This window comes from Zooshikella ganghwensis, assembly GCF_018263875.1.
Classification (GTDB): domain Bacteria; phylum Pseudomonadota; class Gammaproteobacteria; order Pseudomonadales; family Zooshikellaceae; genus Zooshikella; species Zooshikella ganghwensis.
In genome coordinates, this window is the sequence record NZ_JAEVHG010000004.1 from 316,743 (window position 1) to 338,621 (window position 21,879).

The 21,879-nt window shown below is 43.1% G+C and carries 16 protein-coding genes; 4 read left to right on the forward strand and 12 right to left on the reverse strand.

Annotated elements, in window-relative coordinates; genetic code table 11:
- Positions 1-115: 115 nt before the first annotated feature.
- The 5 genes from KHS79_RS09030 to KHS79_RS09050 form a co-directional block, all read right to left on the reverse strand.
- Positions 116-1,090 carry a WD40 repeat domain-containing protein gene (locus tag KHS79_RS09030; protein WP_212718412.1) on the reverse strand — a complete coding sequence of 325 codons (975 nt, stop codon included), beginning with the start codon at positions 1,088-1,090 and terminating at the stop codon, positions 116-118.
- Between the two features lie 236 nt (positions 1,091-1,326).
- The gene (locus KHS79_RS09035; RefSeq protein WP_094785856.1) at positions 1,327-2,349 is read right to left on the reverse strand and encodes an SO_0444 family Cu/Zn efflux transporter; all 1,023 of its coding nucleotides are present in this window, start codon (positions 2,347-2,349) and stop codon (positions 1,327-1,329) included.
- A gap of 2 nt (positions 2,350-2,351) precedes the next feature.
- The gene (locus KHS79_RS09040) at positions 2,352-2,768 is read right to left on the reverse strand and encodes a heavy metal-responsive transcriptional regulator (protein WP_165773256.1); all 417 of its coding nucleotides are present in this window, start codon (positions 2,766-2,768) and stop codon (positions 2,352-2,354) included.
- Between the two features lie 178 nt (positions 2,769-2,946).
- Positions 2,947-3,435, reverse strand: coding sequence for an Rsd/AlgQ family anti-sigma factor (locus KHS79_RS09045; protein WP_027707591.1), 489 nt, complete (start codon positions 3,433-3,435; stop codon positions 2,947-2,949).
- Between the two features lie 600 nt (positions 3,436-4,035).
- Positions 4,036-4,545: a disulfide bond formation protein B gene (locus tag KHS79_RS09050; RefSeq protein WP_027707592.1), complete on the reverse strand. Its 510-nt coding sequence runs from the start codon at positions 4,543-4,545 to the stop codon at positions 4,036-4,038.
- A gap of 247 nt (positions 4,546-4,792) precedes the next feature.
- On the opposite strand from KHS79_RS09050, the gene KHS79_RS25855 reads away from it, so the two are divergent.
- Entirely contained in the window at positions 4,793-5,218 is a 426-nt protein-coding gene (locus KHS79_RS25855) for a flagellar basal body-associated FliL family protein (RefSeq protein ID WP_051311086.1), read from the forward strand.
- Between the two features lie 85 nt (positions 5,219-5,303).
- On the opposite strand, the gene gshA is transcribed toward KHS79_RS25855, so the two are convergent.
- The 5 genes from gshA to hslO form a co-directional block, all read right to left on the reverse strand.
- Positions 5,304-6,872, reverse strand: a complete 1,569-nt coding sequence (gshA, locus tag KHS79_RS09060; protein WP_212718414.1) for a glutamate--cysteine ligase — start codon at positions 6,870-6,872, stop codon at positions 5,304-5,306.
- Between the two features lie 326 nt (positions 6,873-7,198).
- Positions 7,199-9,523 carry a Tex family protein gene (locus tag KHS79_RS09065; protein WP_212718417.1) on the reverse strand — a complete coding sequence of 775 codons (2,325 nt, stop codon included), beginning with the start codon at positions 9,521-9,523 and terminating at the stop codon, positions 7,199-7,201.
- Positions 9,524-9,909: 386 nt separating this feature from the next.
- Positions 9,910-11,469: a phosphoenolpyruvate carboxykinase gene (locus KHS79_RS09070; RefSeq protein ID WP_212718419.1), complete on the reverse strand. Its 1,560-nt coding sequence runs from the start codon at positions 11,467-11,469 to the stop codon at positions 9,910-9,912.
- Between the two features lie 939 nt (positions 11,470-12,408).
- A complete protein-coding gene (locus KHS79_RS09075) occupies positions 12,409-13,371 on the reverse strand; it encodes a hypothetical protein (protein WP_212718421.1) in 963 nt (320 codons plus the stop codon).
- Positions 13,372-14,000: 629 nt separating this feature from the next.
- Positions 14,001-14,882 carry an Hsp33 family molecular chaperone HslO gene (gene hslO, locus KHS79_RS09080; RefSeq protein ID WP_027708317.1) on the reverse strand — a complete coding sequence of 294 codons (882 nt, stop codon included), beginning with the start codon at positions 14,880-14,882 and terminating at the stop codon, positions 14,001-14,003.
- A 189-nt stretch (positions 14,883-15,071) separates the two neighbouring features.
- On the opposite strand from hslO, the gene KHS79_RS09085 reads away from it, so the two are divergent.
- The 3 genes from KHS79_RS09085 to KHS79_RS09095 are packed head-to-tail and all read left to right on the forward strand — an operon-like array spanning position 15,072 to position 20,468.
- Positions 15,072-16,328: an efflux RND transporter periplasmic adaptor subunit gene (locus tag KHS79_RS09085; protein WP_212718423.1), complete on the forward strand. Its 1,257-nt coding sequence runs from the start codon at positions 15,072-15,074 to the stop codon at positions 16,326-16,328.
- Between the two features lie 8 nt (positions 16,329-16,336).
- Positions 16,337-19,477 carry an efflux RND transporter permease subunit gene (locus tag KHS79_RS09090; protein ID WP_233468339.1) on the forward strand — a complete coding sequence of 1,047 codons (3,141 nt, stop codon included), beginning with the start codon at positions 16,337-16,339 and terminating at the stop codon, positions 19,475-19,477.
- Between the two features lies 1 nt (position 19,478).
- A complete protein-coding gene (locus tag KHS79_RS09095) occupies positions 19,479-20,468 on the forward strand; it encodes an alpha/beta fold hydrolase (RefSeq protein ID WP_212718425.1) in 990 nt (329 codons plus the stop codon).
- A 112-nt stretch (positions 20,469-20,580) separates the two neighbouring features.
- Here the strand turns inward: KHS79_RS09095 and hslR are convergent, their stop codons facing one another.
- Both hslR and yrfG read right to left on the reverse strand, forming a co-directional pair.
- A complete protein-coding gene (gene hslR / locus KHS79_RS09100; protein WP_212718427.1) occupies positions 20,581-20,988 on the reverse strand; it encodes a ribosome-associated heat shock protein Hsp15 in 408 nt (135 codons plus the stop codon).
- 49 nt (positions 20,989-21,037) lie between these two features.
- Positions 21,038-21,697, reverse strand: coding sequence for a GMP/IMP nucleotidase (yrfG, locus tag KHS79_RS09105; RefSeq protein ID WP_212718429.1), 660 nt, complete (start codon positions 21,695-21,697; stop codon positions 21,038-21,040).
- Positions 21,698-21,879: the final 182 nt, after the last annotated feature.

Sequence of the window (21,879 nt, forward strand, 5' to 3'; positions counted from 1 at the left end):
TTTCAATAAAAGGTGTTTATGAGTAGTTGGCGATGACTATTCATTATCATCGCCACTACTGATTTACTCAGTGTTTACCTTACAATGTCATAAAAGCTACTGGCTTTTTTTAAGATCAGCGTAAGACATACATGAGACCATTAGAGCCAATAGCATAAAATTGATCTTGCCCAAAAGCCAATGCCTGTATAGCAACACCTGTAGGCTTCCAGGCTTGTCTGCGACTGACCTGCCAATGCTTTATCACTTTTTTTTGTTGTAAATCATGCAGTTTTATTTCGCGATTGGTTGTTCCTGTTAATAGCTTTTGCTCATTATCCGAGAAAATTGCGCTGACAAGAGTGGGACCGCGCCCCATCCATTCTGCATGGGGGTTAACATCATAAACCAGGTTGCCTGTTTTAGTGTCGCGAACCTGAGCAATACTGTTTGCTGCTGCAATAAATGCGAAACGATGATTTGCTGAAAGTGACACGGCAACGACTTTATTTCCCATATCCCAATTATGAAGCAGTTTACCTGTTACTGTATCCCATAATTTAGCTGTGTAGTCATCCGATCCAGAAAGCACCATCACTCCATCACCAGACATAGCTACTGCATTAACTCGATCAGCATGAAGATAAGTGCGCTCAACCCCCCCATTTTTAATATTAAATAAAATGGCGCGATTATCTAACAGACCTAACAAAGCATTATTGCCATCGCTGGATAATGCGATACTGGAAACATCGCCAGGGGCACGCCAAAATGCTTGAGGTTCACCTGTTAAAGATGACCATAGCACAAGGGTTTGCAAATTATCAGCAGTAGCTGCTAACTCATTATTGCCTGAAAATGCGACTGCAACGAGATAGCTGAAAACACCTTCTTGGTGGTTCCAGTTAAACCGTCGCTCATAGGCTGGCATCCGCCAAAGGCTGCCACCGTGATTAATTGAACCAATCATGGCAAGCTGGCCATCAGGGGACAGTGCACTGGCGGTGTTGCCAACGATTGCTAACTCCCAAAACTTCTCTTCTTTTTGGGTACAGCCAATCATTAGGAAGATAAGAAGGATAATGATGGGTAGTTTGGGAAAGGGGTACATAATGATTAAACAGAAGTATTATTTAAGTCATACAATTTATAGAGTATGCTGCTCTCTGACTTATATACTTAGTTGTGGCAATAGTAGTAAAAAGTCAGGATTTAAATATCACTCATAAAGGATATAAATACAGGTTAGCAGCTTTTACTTAAGTGGTGAGTCCTGACTGAAACTATCTTATTGATAGTCTCAGTCAGGGGAGGAAAGGTGCGAAATGAACTTGATTTCTATAAACGCTAGGCAGGCAGCAGTTGTCTTCTTAAAGGTTTGATAGCCAGTAATACTAAAATAATGCTGCACGTAGCATTAAACCAAGCAGGAAATAAAGCATGTTCAGGCTGTATTTGGGCAGAAATATTTATTTGAAATAAATTAACAATCAAATCTGTCATTAATCCAAAACTAATACAGCCAACGCTGATAGCAATAATGTAGCCTAAAAACGCACGGTGCCCTAGTTCCTTGCGAATGATGCCTAAGGTTCCCAGATTTGTTGCTGGTCCCGCTAATAAAAATACAAGCACTGTTCCTGGAGAAATTCCAGCAAGCAATAATGCGGCAGCCAGTGGTGTCGATGCTGTAGCACAGATATACATGGGTATGCCTGCAACGAGCATAAATAGCATAGCAAAAACGCCATGCCCCCAGTCACTGAGTGCTGAAGATGGCAGGAACGTCATGACTAGGCCTGCTATGATTAATCCGATAAGCAGCCAACCCAGCATATCATCATAGAGTTGAGTAATTGCATAGCGTACGCCTTCCCAAGTGGTTGTTTTCGCCTGAACTTGACGTGTATTCTCACTATTTCCGCAGCAACCGCCACAAGAATAGTTTGTTGCATGCTGTGTATCTTTTTCTGTCAGTTTCTCTCCGAGAATACCCGTCAATATCGCTAAAACAATGCCATAGACTGGACGAATAATAGCCATGAAGGGACCTAGCATCCCATAGCTTAGGGTCACAGAGTCAACACCATTTTCTGGCGTTGAGACTAAAAATGATAAGGTAGCTCCTTTAGAAGCCCCTTTGCGGTGCAGTTCCATCGCAACAGGCACGACGCCACAAGAGCACAAGGGGAGTGGCGCCCCAATAATAGCTGCACGAATAGTTGCTGATAGTCCTGGCTTGCCGAGCCAGCGTTGCAAATGTTGCTGTGGTAGCCAGGTTTTCATTAATCCGGCGAGTACCAAACCAAGAAGCAGCCAGGGTGATGCAGCATTGGTAAGGGCGATTAAGTTTTCTATAAATGCTGTCATGACTACGAATCCTTGGCAAAAGGGTTAGATGCGTTAAGTATTGGGCAAGATGAATCCTGATGTGCTTTTGAGCAGCTTTTCAGGAGGGTGACTAAATCATGGCGAACGCGAAGCATATCTTTGATTCGGTGCTCAATATCTTCCAGTTTTTCTTCAGCCAGTTGATGAATTTGCTGGTGATTTTTTTCGGGTGCTGACTTAAGTAAGAGAAGTTCTCTTATCTCTTTTAGGGAAAAACCTAAGCGTTTTAAACGCAAAATAAAGCTTAAACGATCAATATCGGTTGCTTTGTAAAAGCGATAGCCTGATTCCGTTCGATGAGGCTTTGGCATCAGCCCCTGCTTTTCATAATAACGGATTGCCTCTACGGTCAGGCCGCACTCTTTGGCTAGTGTGCCAATACTAAGACTCGTTTCCATAAATTGCCTCCACGCCATAAGCATAGAGCCTAAAGTATGCTTCAGAGTCAAGGCTAGATGTTTTTCAGAATGAATGCTCTGGAGAGGGTGCGAGTGGCCCTTGAAAAAAGGGGGGGACGGAGCTTTGCTATTAAAACCCCGCTATCCAAACTAGTAAAAGTATGAGCTGTACTAAAGACTATTCAGAAAGCAGCTCTTTATGTGCGTTATGAAGGACTTCAATCAGCTGGTCTTCATAAGTAAAACGTTCTTCCATTGCTTGGCCTAGCTGTGAAAGGTCTTCACGCAATTGATCTTGCTTGGATTTACAGCTGGCTTGACTGTCATATTTATCATTAAAATGTAGACATATCTCGGTTGTCTTTTGAATGAGAGGATAGAGTTGTTTAGCAACTTCAATACCCCCATCATCAAACTCTTTTCCCTCTCTTAACAATTGTTCATAGACTTCAAAATGTCCGGCAGAGACATAGTCCATCATGAGTTGGCACAGGGCCTGGAGTTTCTCGTATTTAATTTGATTTTGAGTATTTTTTTCTTTAATACCGTTGAGCCCATTGATATCGCAATATAAAACAATGAGCTCTTGTCGCTCATTTAACCATCGATCAATGATCTCTGACACTCCACCCCAGCGTTCTTTCGCATTATGACAACCTTCAAGCATTCATTTTCCCCTTATGCATACCATTCAACTATTATTTTATGTATTACACCCTTCGCGAAAGCTATTTAGCGTGTGCGACGATGCTATGTTACTACATACTTATTTACAGGTGTGATGAAGTTTGTTTTTTAACGGTAGATTAGGCCAGTGGCAGGAAAGCAGCAAGTGCAATAATTGCTTAATGGAAAGGTCATGTACTTGTTGGCAGCAATAAGAGCGAGAAAATAACCTAAAGAAAAGCCAGATATATACCCTTCACGAATGATTTCTAGGTTTTGTTATCGTCACTCCTCACCCCAATCACCGATTAATATAGGCTCATGGGACTTCGTCACTCGATGGCCGCACCTAAAAACCATTCGTATTGGGTATACTTTATACAAAGCGTTTTTAGTGGGGCTAGTCTGGTTTATTAAGACTGGCGATAGCAGCCATTGCATGACATCCCACAAGCCGCACTCCCTCCAACTGTGGTGCTCAAGAGCGCCAACTACAAACCTAGAAATATATGACGGGTGAAGGGTAGGTAGAGTGGTGCCCTTTAATTTGGGTATAGGGTTTAACGACTATATCAACGAATACACTAAATATTGTGTTTGCTTATGAAAACATACGTTTGGGACGTTGGCGGAATAATTCGATCATCGCAAAGCAAAAGAAACCAATAAATGCAACGAGTGACCAGCCAGGAATACTTAGCCCAAGAAATGTCCATTGAACTTCAGCGCAGTCACCAGTGCCTGTGAACATGACTGTTAGCAGTTCTTGCCAAGGTAGCATATCTACTAACACATCGAGTGGAGGAGCACACTCAGGGACTTGATCTGGTGGTAAGCTCTGCAGCCAGACTTGCCTACTGGCTACACCAATACCAGTCCCTGCAATTAAAGCAGTGAGTCCAGCATAAATGCGGTAACCAACGTTACCAGGGTTGTGAATAGAGGCCAGCAAGCAAATCACACCAATTGTTATCACAATAATGCGTTGAACAATACACAGTGGACAGGGCTCAAGTCCTAAACCATGCTGAAAAAACAATGCGCCTCCAATAAGGCCAGCACAGGTCAAAAATGCCAAAAAGAACAAAGGGCGAGATTGTGGTAAGCCCATGAAGAGTCTCCTGCCGAGAAAGTTAGTCAACAATCATGTACATAATATTGAATACAGTAAGTCAGTTGCATCCACAAATATACCTGTAACGATCTATAAACTACAAACGATTGACTAACGTCACTCAAGAAAAGTAACGCTAGGGACATATTTGTGTGAGCTTTCTTTTTTTAGTCTATGAGCTGCTAAAATTGTTCACTAATAACCTAAAACAGGGACGTAAAACGGTGTTTGGGGAGGGAAGCGCGTGAGACAAAGAGCTGCTTATCAGATTAGTTTGTTGGCCTTAACGGTATTGGTTTTTAGTTTTTGTTTCGCCACACTTTTGTCTGCAGATGAGGAAGTGCCTCAAGTGGCGTATCTTGATGTTAATCCTCCCATCATAGTTAATTTATCAAGTAAGACGAAACGTATGCAGTATCTAAAAGCGGATATTGCCTTCAAAATTACCGGAGATGTAGCTAAAGCAAAAGTAAGTCAGCATATTGCTGCAGTACGTGATTTATTAGTTTTGTTGCTCAGTGCTCAAAAAGTCGATGATGTTGATACGGTTGCTGGTAAAGAAAGATTGCGGAATGATGCCTTACATCAAGTGCAAGCTTTTTTTAAAGAAGAAGAAGGTGAGCCTTTAGTTGAAGATTTGTTATTTAAGAATATTGTAGTGCAGCGTTAGTTAGCGAATAACGTGATCATAAATTGCTTGTGCAGCAAGTCATAAGCCTAATAAAAGCAAATAGCTTGCCGCACATGCAAATTATTTATGTGTAATAATTAGCTAAAAAAGTCTCAAATGCTTCCTGTGGTGCAGCTTCAATTTCAGCTTGCTGTTGAAGGGATTGTTTGACCAGTACTTCCAACATTTGCTGTGTATCAGCGGCTATTGGCGTTTGTTTAAATGTTTCAGCATGTTGCTTTGACTGGATCAGTGTGAACTCGCTGAAACTGTATTGTTTTTCTGAGAGTGTGTGTAGTAATTGTCCAGATGGTGTCAATTCTGGGTTTTCTACTTTTTGTAATTCTTGCTGTAAGCTTTCCTGATGATGGTTTGCTCCATGGGCATCATCAAGCAGTGCGGCGACAGGCATCAGTGAATCAATAATTTCTTTTGCCCAATGGGTTAATAGGATGGGGTTTCCCTGTTTTTGAAGCTGCAATCCTGGCTTTCTTCCCTCTAACACCACATGTGTAAAGTTATGAGTGATGGCTTCGCATTCTGGTGTGGTGATTGTGGGGCTTTCAGCTAAAGCACAATAGGTTAAGAATACATCCATAAATGCGGCTTGTGAGGCGTTTATACCAATAGCGTCAAATGGATTTAAATCCAGGCAGCGCACCTCAATATACTCGATACCTCTTGCCTGCAAAGCACGGGCAGGGCGTTCGCCTGATTCTATAGTACGCTTGGGGCGAATGGCATTGTAATATTCATTTTCAATTTGCAGGATATTGGTATTAAGCTGCAAATAATGGCCATCTTTAGTGAGACCTATTTTCTCATAATCAGGAAAGGGGGTGCGAATTGCGTGCTCAAGGGACTCTATATATGTTGGTAATGTGTTGTAGCAAATATTTAAGCCAGACTGGGCATTGTTCTGATAGCCTAAGTCACTCATGCGCAGCGAAGTTGCGTAAGGTAAATAAACAGTATAGTCGTCAAAGTCTTGCAGCTGGTGGTTGGTATGGCTGAAAAAGGAACGACATACCGCAGGTGACGCACCAAATAAATACATTAATAACCAGCTTAAGCGCCGAAAGTTGCGAATAAGGTTTAAATAGCTGCTTGACTGTAAATCGTGCTGATTTTTTTCGTGTAAACTTGTTTGCTCATAGTCGCTAAGTAGTGACCAGACTTCTGGGGCAAGAGAAAAATTATAATGTATTCCCGCAATGGTTTGCATTGCTTTACCGTAGCGATGAGCTAAACCTTCGCGATAAATATACTTCATTTTGCCTATGTTGGATTCACCATAATAAGCAATAGGGATATTCTCATCTCCCGTTAAAATACAGGGCATACTGTTAACCCAAAGCAACTCATCTGCTAAATGCTGTTGGGTAAATCGATGCAAATCATGCTGAAAACCAAGCGTCGTATCAATGTCCGTAAAGGCGGGCGTAATAAATTCCAGTAGTGCTTCTGAATAATCTGTTGTGATATAGGGGTGTGTTAGCTTGGAACCCAACGCCAGTGGGTGAGGGGTTTGAGCTAAGAAACCGTTAGGGGAGACTCGTAAACTTTCTTTTTCAATGCCGCGCCGTGTTGCTTTGAGCAGTTGGCGGTTTACCGGCTGGCTTAACAACTTAAGCCGGTCTGCTAAGTTAGCCAAAACAACGCTTCCTTAAGCTAATCAGATGAGTGGAGAACACTATATGGGGATGAGTCATCATCACTACAAGTTACCTTATACTAAGGTATACCATCTCTATCGGGTTATGTGCGAATGTTATCAGCATTTTTGCTTTATTAAGCGGGATGTTGAGCCGAAAACAAAGGTGTATACGTTTTTTGCAAGGTATAACACCAGTCTTTAGCAAAATAACGTTGAGACAGTAATTGAGTGGGTAGAATTATAATCAGGTTGTAGCTAAAGAAGGAATCAAAAGCGAAAGGTTGGGCATGGTCTCTGGATAGCTCCAGAGACCAAGAGTGTAATTATTTCTTTTTGAGGCTTTTAGCATTAGCAAACAGATCGGCAAAAGTCCCGCCAGCAGGCTTACTTGAGGCACTGGCTGTCCGTCCTTTTTTATTACCGCCTGTTGCTTTCCTTTCTGAGCGAGGTTGATCTTTTTGTGCTTTGAAGTCTTCCGCCGTATCTGTCATGCGCATTGTCAGACCAATCCGCTTGCGAGGAATATCCACTTCCAGCACTTTCACCTTAACAATATCCCCTGCCTTAACCACATCACGAGGGTCTTTAACAAAGGTATCTGATAAAGCGGAGATATGGACCAGCCCATCCTGATGCACACCAATATCAACGAATGCCCCAAAGTTAGTGACATTGGTAACAACCCCTTCCAATGTCATATTGGGTTTGAGGTCAGCCAGTGTTTCTACTCCTTCTTTAAAGGTGGCTGTTTTAAACTCTGGGCGAGGGTCTCGTCCTGGCTTTTCAAGCTCTTTGATAATGTCTGTAACTGTTGGGATACCAAAGTGTTCATCTGTAAACCTGGCAGGGTCCAGTGTTTTCAGAAATGCATTGTCACCTATGATATTGCGTATATCACGTTGATTGATTTCAGCGATTGATTTAACAACAGGATAGGCTTCAGGGTGGACGCTAGAAGCATCTAATGGGTTATCGCCATTCATAATACGCAAGAAGCCTGCTGCTTGTTCAAAGGTTTTTTCACCCAGACGAGGCACTTTTTTCAGGTCTTTTCTGTTTTTGAAGACGCCAAACTCATTTCTAAAGCTGACAATATTGCTGGCAATTGTTTGGTTAAGTCCGGATATGCGTTGCAGTAGCTGAGAGGAGGCGGTGTTTACATCAACACCCACAGCGTTCACACAGTCTTCAACTACCGCATCCAGAGATCGTGCTAAGCGGGTTTGACTGACGTCGTGTTGGTATTGGCCCACCCCAATAGACTTAGGTTCAATTTTCACAAGCTCTGCCAGTGGATCTTGGAGCCTTCTTGCAATAGATACCGCACCACGGAATGACACATCAAGTTCTGGAAACTCTTTTGCGGCTAGTTCTGAAGCTGAATAAACAGAAGCACCTGCTTCACTCACCATAATCTTCGTTACTTTTAATGAAGGGTATTTTTTGATGAGTTCACCGGCTAGCTTGTCTGTTTCTCTTGACGCTGTGCCATTGCCGATACTGATCAGCTCAACATCGTGCTTTTGACAGAGGGCTGCCAGTATTGCGACTGATCTATCCCAGTCATTTTGTGGCGCATGAGGGAAAATGGTGGTGTGCTCAACAAGCTTACCGGTATTATCGACCACTGCGACCTTAACACCGGTTCGTAAACCTGGGTCCAGGCCAATGGTGGAACGCTGGCCTGCAGGGGCTGCGAGGAGAAGGTCTTTTAGATTATGTGCAAAAACGGCAATAGCATCTTCTTCTGAGGCTTCTCGCAGGCGGGTGAGAAGTTCACTTTCCAGTTGGCTGAGCAGTTTTACTCGCCAGGTCCAACGCACGACTTCCTGCAACCATTTATCGGCAGGACGTTGCTCGTCAGATACTCCCCAAAACTCAGCAACCATGTGTTCGCAAGGATGAGATGCCCCACGTTCTAGCTCTTCGCCCACGGCAATGACAGCTTGCAGGATACCTTCATTACGGCCTCTGAAAATAGCTAGTGCGCGATGAGAAGGTACTTTTTTGATAGGTTCACGATGGGCAAAATAGTCTTGAAATTTGGCGCCTTCAGTTTCTTTACCTGCAACAACTGTTGAAGACAGGTCGCCTTCTTCCCATAAAAACTCTCTTAGTTTTCCGAGCAATTCAGCATTTTCGCTGAAGCGTTCCATAAGAATAAATTTAGCGCCATCAAGTGCGGCTTTGACATCCGCTACACCTTGATCTGCATTAATGTATGGCTCAGCTGCTTGTTCTGGAGAGGTTTCTGGCTGATTGAAAAGTAAATCGGCAAGTGGTTCTAGCCCAGCTTCGCGTGCAATTTGTGCTTTTGTACGACGTTTAGGTTTATATGGCAGGTACAAATCTTCAAGCCGTGTTTTGGTATCTGCTTGTTTTATAGATTGTTCCAGCTCGGGGGTGAGCTTGTCTTGCTCTTTAATACTGTTCAGTATTGTGTCACGCCGCTCTTCCAGCTCCCTGAGGTAGCGCAGTCGCTCTTCCAAAGTACGTAAATCTGTATCTGAAAGACCACCTGTTACTTCTTTCCGGTAACGGGCGATAAAAGGAACAGTAGCACCACCATCAAGTAGCTCTACGGCTGCAGCAACTTGCACTTGACGAACATCGAGTTCTTCCGCAATACGCTGAAAGATAGTTTCCATGAATTACCTTTCTCTCAATTAATAAAAAACAATCCAGATTATGACACACTCAAACAGAAAGTGTCTTACTCTGCACTCACTATACAGACTAATTATCGTACATGTCTCAGCTTGCTCGATAAGCCATGAGCATTAACCTTACTAAGTGGATCAACACTGAAAAACATAGGCTTTCTAGCCAGACCTGAAGCGCTAGGTCAGGTTGGACGGCATGCCCTAGATAATTACTCAAAAGAATTATTAATAAAACAAGTGCAGTAGATAGGGTTTATCTATTTAGTGGGCAAGTGGGAAATTAAAGAGGTCGATGGATACTCCAACTTTAGTATAGTTAGAGTATCCCCTTGGCTATCGATAAATGTGAAAATAGCTAGTTAAAGCGGCTATTAGCTATCAATATGAGGACCTGCCTGGATGATTTCTTCAGGTACGTCAAACTTTTTAAAGTTATTAATAAACTGTTGTACTAAGTCCTTGGCGGCATCATCGTAAGCTTGCTTATCTTGCCAGGTGTCGCGAGGATTCAATAGTGTTGCATCGACTCCAGGAACTTGTGTGGGTACTTCAACATTAATAGTGGGTAAATGCTGAGTTGGCACTTCGGCCAGGTCACCATTTTGAATAGCATGAATGACGGCACGTGTCGTTGGAATACTAAAGCGTTTACCGCCTTTGCCATAAGCCCCACCTGTCCAGCCAGTATTAACCAGAAAGACTTTACTGCCAAATTCTTCAATACGCTTAATAAGAAGCTCAGCGTATACTCGTGCAGGTCTTGGGAAGAAGGGGGCACCAAAACAGGTTGAAAATGTGGATTTCAATCCAGCTTCACTCCCCATCTCGGTTGAACCGACCAGTGCGGTATAACCGCTTAAGAAATGATAAGCTGCAGCCTCTTTGGATAGTATCGATACAGGTGGCAGTACACCTGTCATATCACAGGTGAGAAAGATGATCGCCGTTGGCTCACCAGCACGGTTTTCATGAACACGCTTGGGCACATGTTCTAGAGGATATGCACATCGACTGTTTTCTGTCATGGAGATATCCGCATAGTCCGGCTCATTGGTATGATGATGAATGACCACATTTTCGACAATGGCGCCAAAGCGAATCGCATTCCAAATAACAGGCTCTGCTTCATGGCTAAGGTTAATGCATTTCGCGTAACAGCCGCCCTCAAAATTGAAGACACTGCCTTTAGCCCAACCGTGCTCATCGTCGCCAATTAAATAACATTGCTCATCTGCGGAGAGTGTTGTTTTACCCGTGCCGGATAAACCAAAGAAAAGGGTAGTCTCACCATTTTCCCCAACATTAGCGGAACAGTGCATAGGGAGAACATCCTTTTCAGGCAGCAGAAAGTTTTGCACAGAGAACATGGCTTTTTTCATTTCTCCGGCATAGCGCATACCCGCCAGTAGTACTTTGCGTTTGGCAAAGTTAATGATCACAACACCATCAGAGTGGGTTCCATGCTTGGCTGGATCACAAATGAAACTGGGTACATTAAGAATCTGCCAGGCTTCTTTGCCTTGAGGATTGTATGTTGATGGGCGTACAAACAGGGTTCTGCCAAATAAATTATGCCAGGCTGTTTCTGTCGTCATTTGAACAGGTAAGTAGTGTTCAAGGTCAGCACCAACATGTAAATGCTGTATAAAACGGTCTCGGCCCGCTAGACTTTGTTCTACTTCTTCCCAGAGTGTATCAAAGTTTTCTGCAGGAAATGGTCGGTTTATAGCCCCCCAATCAATAGCATCTGATGTGCTTGGTTCATCGACAATATAGCGGTCTTTGGGTGAGCGACCCGTCCTTGCTCCCGTTTCAACGACTAATGCACCATTTGATGCTAAACGGCCTTCATTGCGTATTACTGCCAACTCCACTAGTTGAGCTGAGTGGAGATCTTCAAAAACCTGAGGACCCTCGTTGCTATCAGTCATTATCAATTACCTCGCCGGCTTTTTATACCGTTTTAGTTAATTCTTTAGTCCTGTGGCTTACATGGCAACATGTTGTTTTCAGCATAGTGGCTTCACGCTAAGTAGACAAAGGTTAGTGTTGCCCTTTACGCAAACCCTATTAGGGGATTTGTTTCACTGTTAAAAAGAAGACTTATGCCTTTATTTTTAGCTTATTGCTACTTGGCTTAAGCTGTATTTTATCGGTAAAACCAATTCCATAATAAATATACCCTACGTGTTGGGTATATACCCTTCACGAATCATTTTTAGGGTTTGTTGTCAGCGCTCTTCACCCCAGTCACTTATTAATATAAGCTCCGGGGGCTTCATCGCTTGACAGCCGCCCCTAAAAACCCTACGTGTTGGGTATAGATTGCTTCAGGGTGTATGTAGAGTAGGAAAAAATCAACTTAGTATTACCTTATCTAGCCTTTCATTTCAGCATGCTCTGTGATGGGTTATTGAGTAAGTGTCAGCACGGATAAGCAATAAAACTCAGTTTTTTGTAGATGGTTAACTAAGCCTTATGATGTCACCTCAAAAAACCTACACTCAAGGCATGTAAGCAATAGTATTATGCCAAAAAAACATCGTTTGCGTTAAGGCAATTAGCAGTACATTAAGGAGCTTTATATCAATAAAAGAATTATGGCAGTGTGAGATTTGAATGTCCTTATATTTTAAAAGTCCTTATATAAAGTAATGTTTCTCGTTTGTTGAGTGTTTAACTTAGGGGAGTGTGTTAAGCAATTCTTTGCCATAAACAAAGCGTGTAAAAATGAATACTTCCAAATAATTTATAGCTGTTAAATATCCGGTTCAACTAGATCAAAAGAATCTAGTTGAGCCAGTGCGATTGTTTCTATACCTGCCGATATAACTGAGGCTGCATGTCAGTTGCAGGGTATACCGTCTCTATTAAAGCTGCATGACATACCAATTGGGTTGGCGAATAGCTTTAAGATAGCGGCGTGCGACTTTATCGTTGCGTAAAAACACGGGTGTATTTGCAGTAAGTTTAAAGCCAAACTGTCTTGGCAGCTTGGTGTAGATTGATCGAGGGGGATTGTGCGCTACGTCTTTTATTTTTTTTCCCGTTTCATAAGTGTGGTAGTAGATTTGAGTGATGCCCAGCTCTTCTCGAATAAACTGTATAGCTGCTGCCAGTGATGCTTCAGCCCAAATTTGTTGGTAGGGGGGTAAAATGGTTTCAACATAGCGAGATAACCCCTCATAGTCTCCATTAATACTATACCAAACATCGCTTGGTTTAAGATTGGGATTTCTTTTTCGCCTGGTTTTCAGACGCATATAAGCACGGTTGGCATCCCTTAACCAGTCATTTTGAACTTCTTCTATTAATGCTTCATTAGAGTCCAGGTCAAAGTCTAAGCGTACCCAAGCCATAGTATGGCGGCCTTTGGTATTGATAGGGTGCGAGTCGGATGCAAACGGACCTTCATCATCTTTATCTGGTTTTATCAGTGAGTAGTAATTATCTAAGTGCTCACCCGTAAAGTTGATTTGTAGGACTAAATTAGATTGGTTTCGAGAAGTTTGATCCCAACCTCTATCGCCATTACCCCAGCAGTCTAAGGTTAATGCAAAAATGAATGGTTTTTCTAACCAGCAACACGCCAACTGGTCTTGACTGATTTCACCTTGTCCATAAATGGATAAAGCTTCCTTGACTGATTTTTTTGTAAAAAATTGGCCAAACTGGCTTTGCTTAAGCTGATTTAACTTGCAGGTTTGGTGTTTATTTTTAGCCATTGCATAACGCAGCAGATCAAAACAATAGCGGTCCTTATGATAATAAAACAAACGCCGCTCTTCACCTAAGCAGGTAATAATCTCTTTTATATCTTTCTTTTTCATCATCAAGTGTCTTTACGATCAATGTAAAAATAGGCATACGACAAGTTGCTCCTAAATGAGGCTGGCTTATAAAACAAATCATAATGTGCACTCCTAAATGGCATTGTTTAAAACAAAAAGTTGGCTGTTTTCTCTCTGTCATCATGGTGCGTATGACAATAGAGGACAAAACTTTAGGAAGGGCTCAATGCCAAGCCGCTATTAAACAGTCTCCAGGCGTACTGGTAATGAGTAAGTGCTAATAGGGCTTGTAATGCTATAAACCAGCGATGAACAGCTGGTTATTAACTGAAAACGTACTTGGCAAGGAAACCCGTTGTGTCAATGAACATATGAGTATTTATCACTGTGGGCCTCCTTCTTTTGCAGATTAAGTGAATTGAGAGCGTTTAGGGTTAACGCGATATTTTAATTTGGTCAAAACAAAACGGGTCAAATGAGTTGTAAACAAAAACTAGTCACTGCTCATAATCTGACCAAACCAAAAGGTGGCGAAAATATATACAGATTGGCGTTCAAATGCAACTCTGATTGGGCATAAAGTTTTGGGTGTACAGCTTAGTGAGAGTATTTTGCTTTTTAAAGTGGGGATATTCACGATGCAAGTATTAACCTGCATCGTGGAGGTGGTGTTAGTGAAGTGGCGAGGATGAAGTGTTTTCGTCGTTATCAAAAAGTTGGGCTATATCTGTAGCATTATAGTGATACGCTTGATTACAGAACTGACAATTAAGCACTAACTCCCCTTGCTCTTCTAGCACACTTTCAGCCTCTTCTCGTCCGATTGAGCGCAATGCGACGGATGTTTTTTCCCGAGTGCAATTACAGTGAAATGCTACAGGCTCAGCAGGAAACAAGCGGACAGTTTCTTCGTGAAATAGTCGGTGCAGCACAATATGGGGGTCTAGTGTTAACAACTCTTCAGGTTTTACGGTTTTGGCCAGCGTTGTTATGTGCTCCCATTTAAGTTCTCGTTGCTGAGGGTCTGTTTCCTGGGTCGCTGGCAGTGCCTGAAGTAATAGCCCTGTTGCATGCTCATGGTTTGCAAATAGCCACATTTGGGTGGGTAACTGCTCTGACTGGGCAAAGTAGACACTAAAACACTCACTGAGCGTATCACCATTGAGGGGTACGATGCCTTGATAGCGCTTGCCTTGTTCTGGGTCGATGGTAATCACTAGGTGTCCTGCAGGTAGTAAGCTCTGCAGATCCATTTGCCGAATATCACCCTCCCACCGTGCTAATGCTCTAAATTCATGCTTTTCATTGCAGTCCACCATTAGTAAGCGAATAGGGCCACTGCTTTTGGCCTGCAAAGTCATCACTCCAGCGAATTTTAACGTTGTGCTTAACAAGATGGCTGCGGAGATCAACTCACCGAGTAACTGTCTGATTGGTTCTGGGTAGTTATGGGCTGCCAGAGCTTGTTGATAACTCTGCTCAAGAGAAACTATCTCGCCTCGGATATCAGTCTGCTCAAAAAGAAATCGTTGAATTTGATCATTTTCACTCATAACAGTATTGCTCAGCTCGTTTAGTGAGGGGGCGAATTATAGGCATCCTGACACTTGAAGTCATGGTCTGAGTGGAAAAATTCACAGCACTGACACAGCTATTTCGAAAAGAGTGCATTTTTAGAGGTGCCCTTAATTAGGCGCTAATACAAAAACGTTTCTCAAAGAATAAGTTTAGAAAGCCTGTGAATGACTGTCAGTACTGGTCAGCATATAAAAAAATCAATGTTGACAGTGAAAACATTCTTGGGTTATATGTTAGCGGTGTCAACATCGTTTTATTCAGTACAACCTCAAGTACTGGTTACTGCAACATCCGTTTTTATTCTCGACAACTCAGCAGGCTTAGGTATGAAACGTTCAAAATTACATCGTCCACAGCGTATTTCGCGGTTGGGCGCGGTGTTGTGGGCTATGTTGTTAGGCTGTGCCTGGCATCAGGTTTATGCGGATAATAGCCTGCAAAGAGATCTGCCAAAGACGCTTCAGCAGCCTACTCGTGTTGTGGAAACTGCCAATGTTAAACGTGAAATCCGTTTGTTACCGATTAGAACGGCTGGGCGTTTGAGTTATGCAGCAGAAACTCGACTGGCATTTAAAACCAGTGGACTGGTAAAGGCAGTGTATGTTGATGAGGGTGATACCTTTAATACTGGGGATTTATTAGCTGTATTAGACAAGGAAGAAGTCAATGCTCAAGTCAGCTCTGCGGAATCTAACGTAGTTAAAGCTAAAAGAGATTTACAACGTCTTAACCGTTTATATCAGAAGAAAGCCATTTCTTTACAACAGTTGCAGGATGCACAAACTGTATTACGGCTTGCAGAAGCTGATCTGCAAATTGCTCGGTTTAATCAACGCCATTCGGTGATCAAGGCAACTCAGCCAGGTCGGGTATTACAGCGGCTGCTTGAGCCGCATGAGTTAATCAGTGCGGGTAAGCCAGCTTTTCTTGTTGCACTGGGAAGAGATCAGTGGGTGATGGAAGTGGGGTTGGCTGACCGAGATGTGGTGAAAGTGAGTATCGGAGATACAGCCAAAGTCCTTTTTGATGCTTACCCAGAGAAAGGTTTTTCAGGTCGAGTGAGTCAAATTGCTGCTGTAGCAGATCCAAAGTCAGGTACTTTTAACGTAAAGGTTGAGTTAGACAAACCATCTGTAGTGCTCAAATCCGGGTTGATAGGGCGAATGGATATTTATCCACATACCACCAAGCCGCTTGCGTTTATTCCTGTTGCTGCCATGGTCACCGCAAACAACAATAAAGCGATGGTTTTTGCTTTTGATGAGCAAACGCACCAAGTTCAACAGCACTGGGTAGATATCTCAGCCATGCTGGGAGGAGAGCTGGCCATTAAAAAAGGACTGGATGGCGTGCAACAGGTTGTCACCCTGGGCGCTAAGTATTTAGAAAATGGAATGCATGTGCGTCTTGCTGGGGAGTAGAGGCTGGTATGAAATTAAATGGAGGCATGAAGTTACCGCAGTTTGCCGTAGTAAACCATCAGTTTACTTTGATGATTTTGTTGCTACTGGTGATATTGGGGGGGGTATCACTGGTGACGATGCCACGCTCTGAAGATCCACAAATTACCTTACCGATATCCACCATTATCGCTGTTTACCCTGGTACAGCCCCCCTGGATATGGAACAGCTCGTTGTTGACCCCATTGAAGATGCGCTTTATGCACTTGATGATGTAAAAAAGCTTAAGACGACTATTACAGATGGTGTAGTAACTACACAGATTGAGTTCCACGACATAGAAGATCCTGATGACTATTATGATGACGTTGTGCAAGCCATGTATCAGGCCAGGGAGGAGTTACCTGATGATTTGTTGCGTTTAGAGGTGCTGAAAGCCTCGCCGACTAACGTCAATATCTTCCTGGCAGCATTAACCTCAGAGCAGGCATCATTTCGAGAGTTAAGAAGGATTGCAGAGCGCTTAGAGTTAAAGTTTGAAAAGGTCTCTGGTGTTAAGCAGGCTGATGTATGGGGTATACCCAGCCAGCAAATTCAGGTGCGTGCTGATCTAGAAAAAATGCGACAGTGGGATATTTCGCTGGATACGTTACTGAGTGCACTGGAAGCTGCCAGCGTTAATATCCCAGCAGGACATGTTGATGCCGGTCAGGCACGGTTTACAGTAAGAACCAGTGGTGATTTCAAGTCACTGGAGGCCATTCAGAAGACGATTGTTCGGGGAACGGAAAAGCATGTTGTTTTTGTCAGAGATGTAGCTGAAGTGCACTTTGCTGATGATGACCCAACACACGCGATCACCCATAATGGAAAGCGATCCGTTATCGTTTCGGTAAAACAGCGTGAAAATACCAATATTTTTAATGTTCAACGAGGCTTAATAGAAACCCTAACCACTTTTCAAAAAACACTGCCAAAAACAGTAAAAACAGATGTTGTGTTTGATCAAACGGCAAGTGTTGAGCAAATGCTGTCATTGCTGCAAAACAATTTGTTGCAAGGACTTTTGTTAGTGGGCTTGATTGTTTTAGCGGTGATTGGATTAAAGCAAAGTCTGGTAATTGTACTGGCCATTCCCTGTTCCATGTTGGTGGCTATTGGCTGGGTTGATCTTACCGGATTTGGGCTGCAACAGATAACGATTGCAGGCTTGGTGATTGCATTGGGTTTATTGGTTGATAATGCCATTGTCATCACTGAAAACATTACTCGCTTATATCGACAAGGAAAAACGCCTCTGCAAGCTGCCATTGAAGGAGCAGGGCAGATGGGGTGGGCTGTGGCCAGTGGCACAATTACGACTGTACTGGCTTTTATTCCAATGCTGATGCTGGAAGGTGGAACAGGTCGCTTTATTCGCTCTTTACCTGTAACGGTTATTTTAACCTTGTTGGCTTCACTGATTATTGCTCTAACCTTCACACCCTGGCTGTCCAGCAAAATGCTGAAAAAAAGAGCTGGTTCAGGGGCGTCTGGCAATGCTGATCAGTTAGTACATGGTGCTGATCAGCCTTCCTCTAGCGCAAATGATTGCTCCCCAGAATCAGCTGAAACGAGGATTGCTTTATGGTTTTCCAGATTTACTCATCGCTGCTATGTTCCTTTTTTGCGTTTGAGTCTTCAGCATCCAGTATGGGTTCTGCTGAGTGTGGTGTTGATACTGTCCAGTAGTCTGTGGTTATTTCCCAAAGTGGGGGTTAGCCTGTTTCCAAAAGCTGAAAAGCCTCAGCTGATGATTAATATTGATACGCCAGAGGACACCAGCTTCGATACCACGGGTGACATCGCACATCAGGTTGAACAGTTATTAGCGCAACAAGATGGTGTGAAGAGTGTTACCACCAACGTTGGGCGAGGCAATCCAAAAGTTTATTACAATGTGGAGCCTAAGCGGGAGCAACCCAATCACGCTCAATTGTTTGTTCAGCTATCACCTGATATGCAAGAGAGTTTGCCCGACTTTGTTAGCTCATTGCGTCAGCAGGTAGTGGAAATTCCAGGAGCAGAAATTGCCGTAAAAGAATTTGAACAGGGACCACCATTGGATGCTCCAGTCGCTATCTGGGTGGTGGGTGATCATATTCCCACCCTGAAAAAAATGGCAAATGCGGTTGCTGATATTATGCGAAGTACGCCTGGTGTCATTAATGTGCGAAATCCTACTGGTGAATATAAAACAGATCTCAATGTTGCTATTAACCGAGATAAAGCTGGTTTGCTAGGGGTTCCAATTGTTCGAATAGATAAAACCATTAGAACAGCACTGTCAGGCTCATCTGTAGGGACGTTCAGGGATGAGTTAGGGGATGAATACTCCATTGTTGCGCGTTTAGCGGATAGCAATAAACCAACCTTAGATGACTTTGAGAGAATTACGGTGGCATCAGTTAATGGTCAGTCCATTCCTTTACGTCAGGTTGCACAACTCAATTTCACTCCAGGGCAAGCCAGTTTTCATCACTATGACTTAGAACGAACGGCCCTCGTTACAGCCGATGTGGCAAGAGGGTTTCAGGTAGTTAATGTGACCTCCGCTATTGTAGAGCAGTTACAAACAGTCGAGTGGCCAACGGATTTTTCTTTTCGGGTTGGGGGGGAAGAAGAGAGTCGGGAAGAGTCATTTGCGGGTATTACTAAGGCACTCTTAATTGCCTTGCTGGGTATATTTGCTGTGCTTGTGCTGCAGTTTAAGTCATTTGTTCAGCCTGTCATTGTCTTTGCGGCAATACCTTTGTCTATAGTGGGTGTTTTAGTGTGTTTGTTTGCATCAGGAAATAGCTTTTCTTTTATGGCATTCATTGGCTTTAGTTCACTCGTCGGGATTGTTGTGAACAACTCTATTATTCTTATTGATTATGCGAACCAACTTAGAGCCAGTGGCTTATCGGTTGCGAGTGCGGCATTAGAAGCGGGAAAGACACGTTTAATACCTATTGTGCTGACAACGTTTACAACAGTGGGTGGCCTGCTACCGTTAACATTATCAGGGAGTAGCTTATGGGCGCCTCTGGGCTGGACAATCATTGGTGGTTTGTTGTCATCAACGGTACTCACTATTGTTGTTGTTCCCGTGTTATTTAAGCTGTTAACCGCTGAGAGTAAAAAGTAATTTGAAAAAGAGTGCTACTTTTCCCGTAAAACGAGTTACAGCAGCGTTTATTATTTTGACTGTTGTTGCTGCCTTTTGCATTTTATTTCGTGATAGTTTGGCGGTGTTGATTTATCACAACGCCTTAACCTATACCCGTGATGGGGCGGGTGTGGTATTAAAGTCTGTGATGGTCAAAGGCAACCGAGTTAGTTACTTGGAAGGTGGTGATCCTGAAGGGCAAAAGGTGGTTTTTGTTCATGGGTTTGCGGCTAACAAGGATGTATGGCTGGAACTGATCAGGCTGTTGCCAGACCGTTACCACTATTTCGCGATTGACTTACCTGGGCATGGTAATACCGACTGGGATCTGGACAATTACTTAATTGAAAATCAAGTTGCTGCTTTTGAGCATATCGTTAATGAGTTAAAGCTCGACAATTTTCATTTAGTGGGTAACTCGATGGGCGGATGGATTAGCTTTGTTTACTCAGCGCAACATTCTGCAAAAGTTTTAACCCTGGGGCTGTTCAATTCTGCAGGTATCATCACGGATATGCCCAGTGAGCTTGAGGGCCTGCTGAAGCAAGGTAATAACCCACTAATTGTTGAGGCGTCAGGTGACATGACTGCTTTTTTGGCATTTGTTATGTCTATACCGCCTGAAATTCCCAGTATTATTGTTCATGCGATGGAGTTAGAGCAGATAGCCCACGCAGAACGTAACAGAAAAATTTTCAAAGATTTAAAGTCGTCAACAGAGGCTTTTTATCAAGAGGAACGGGCAGCTGAATACCTTAATCAGTTAAAAATGCCAACACTTGTCTTATGGGGCAAGGAGGATCGTGTGCTGCCTGAAGCGACGGCTCCCCATTTTCATCGCCATCTTGAAGATGTCAGTATGATAATTCTGCCAAAGGTAGGTCATGCGCCTATGATAGAAGCTGCTCACGAAACAGCTGAAGAGCTACTGGCTATTTGGCAAAGAATCCCTGAAAAAGAAGATGAGTAGCAATAACAACTCTCATAAAGAAGACAAATCCTGTTTGTCTTCAAGATCTTGAGTACTGTAATACCACACTCATTTTGCTAAGCACTTTATTTTCGTTAAGCACTTTTTTTAGCTAAGCATTATGATCTTTAAGCTTTCGAATATCGCGGCGTTGCTTTTTAGTGGGGCGTGAGTCAGGAGCAATTTGACTGGCACTATTGGCTTTGCGCTCTAAAGCCCGCTTTTCCCTTTGCTGGATGCTCTCTTCTGTTTCAGTATAAAGCTGCTGAGCTTCACTGGCACCCCGTCGTTGTTGTGATAGTGCGGTAATGATGACTGTTTTATCATCCCAGCCTTGACGAATCGTCAGCGTATCGCCAACCACTGGCTCCCTGCTGGGTTTAGTGCGGCTTCCGTTGTAGTGAACTTTGCCTCCTTCTATCGCTGCTTTGGCAAGGGCGCGGGTTTTAAAAAAACGAGCTGCCCATAGCCACTTATCAAGTCGTAATTTATCTGAGGTTGGATTTGCTTGTTTACTCAACGTTTCGCTACCTGCATTTTGAGAGTTTATGATCGTCGCTTAGCTTTCATTAGTCGTCTATGGGTAATAAAGATAGGTAGCTATCTATCCCAGTAAACTCTTCGGTGGGTTTTGGTGGTAGGCGACTGTCTGGTTGTGGTATTGCAAAAAGATGTTTAATGCCATAGTCACGTGCTGAGCGCAAAATAGGTAAACTGTCATCAATAAAAAGGGCGCGACTAGGATCAAAGTGAATATCATTGGCCAAATGTTCCCAAAAAGGTGGTTGCTCTTTAGGGTAACCATATTTGTGAGAGGTGATCATATGGTCAAAGTAATGTGCTAGGGCGATACGCTCAAGTTTTAGGGATAAACTGTCTTGGTGTGCGTTGGTTATAAGCACGACGTGCTTTTTTGACTGATGAAGTGCTGTCAGAAATGCTTCAGCAGAGGGTCTTAATGTGATTAGGTGAGCTATTTCTTGTTTAATGGCTACCATATCCAAATCGAGGGTTTTGCCCCAGTAGTCGAGGCAGTACCATTGAAGCTGGCCGCTGGTTTCGGCAAAAATAGGTTCAAGCTGCTGTTTGGCTTCATCGAGACTAATACCTTGCTTTTCAGCATACTTTGCGGGCATATACTCAAGCCAAAAGTGGTTGTCGAAATGAAGATCTAGAAGTGTACCATCCATATCTAATAAGACAGTATCGATGTCGTGCCAATTGATCATTCGTTACCTTACAGTTGTAGTATGAAGTCAAACACTGTATTTGAGTGCTTACACCTTAAGTTATAAAAAAATAAGAGTACTCTTTAGCCTAGGCCATCTAAAACCAGGGAATATGTAAAGTCTATACCCAATACGAATGGTTTTTAGGTGCGGCCATCGAGTGACGAAGTCCCATGAGCCTA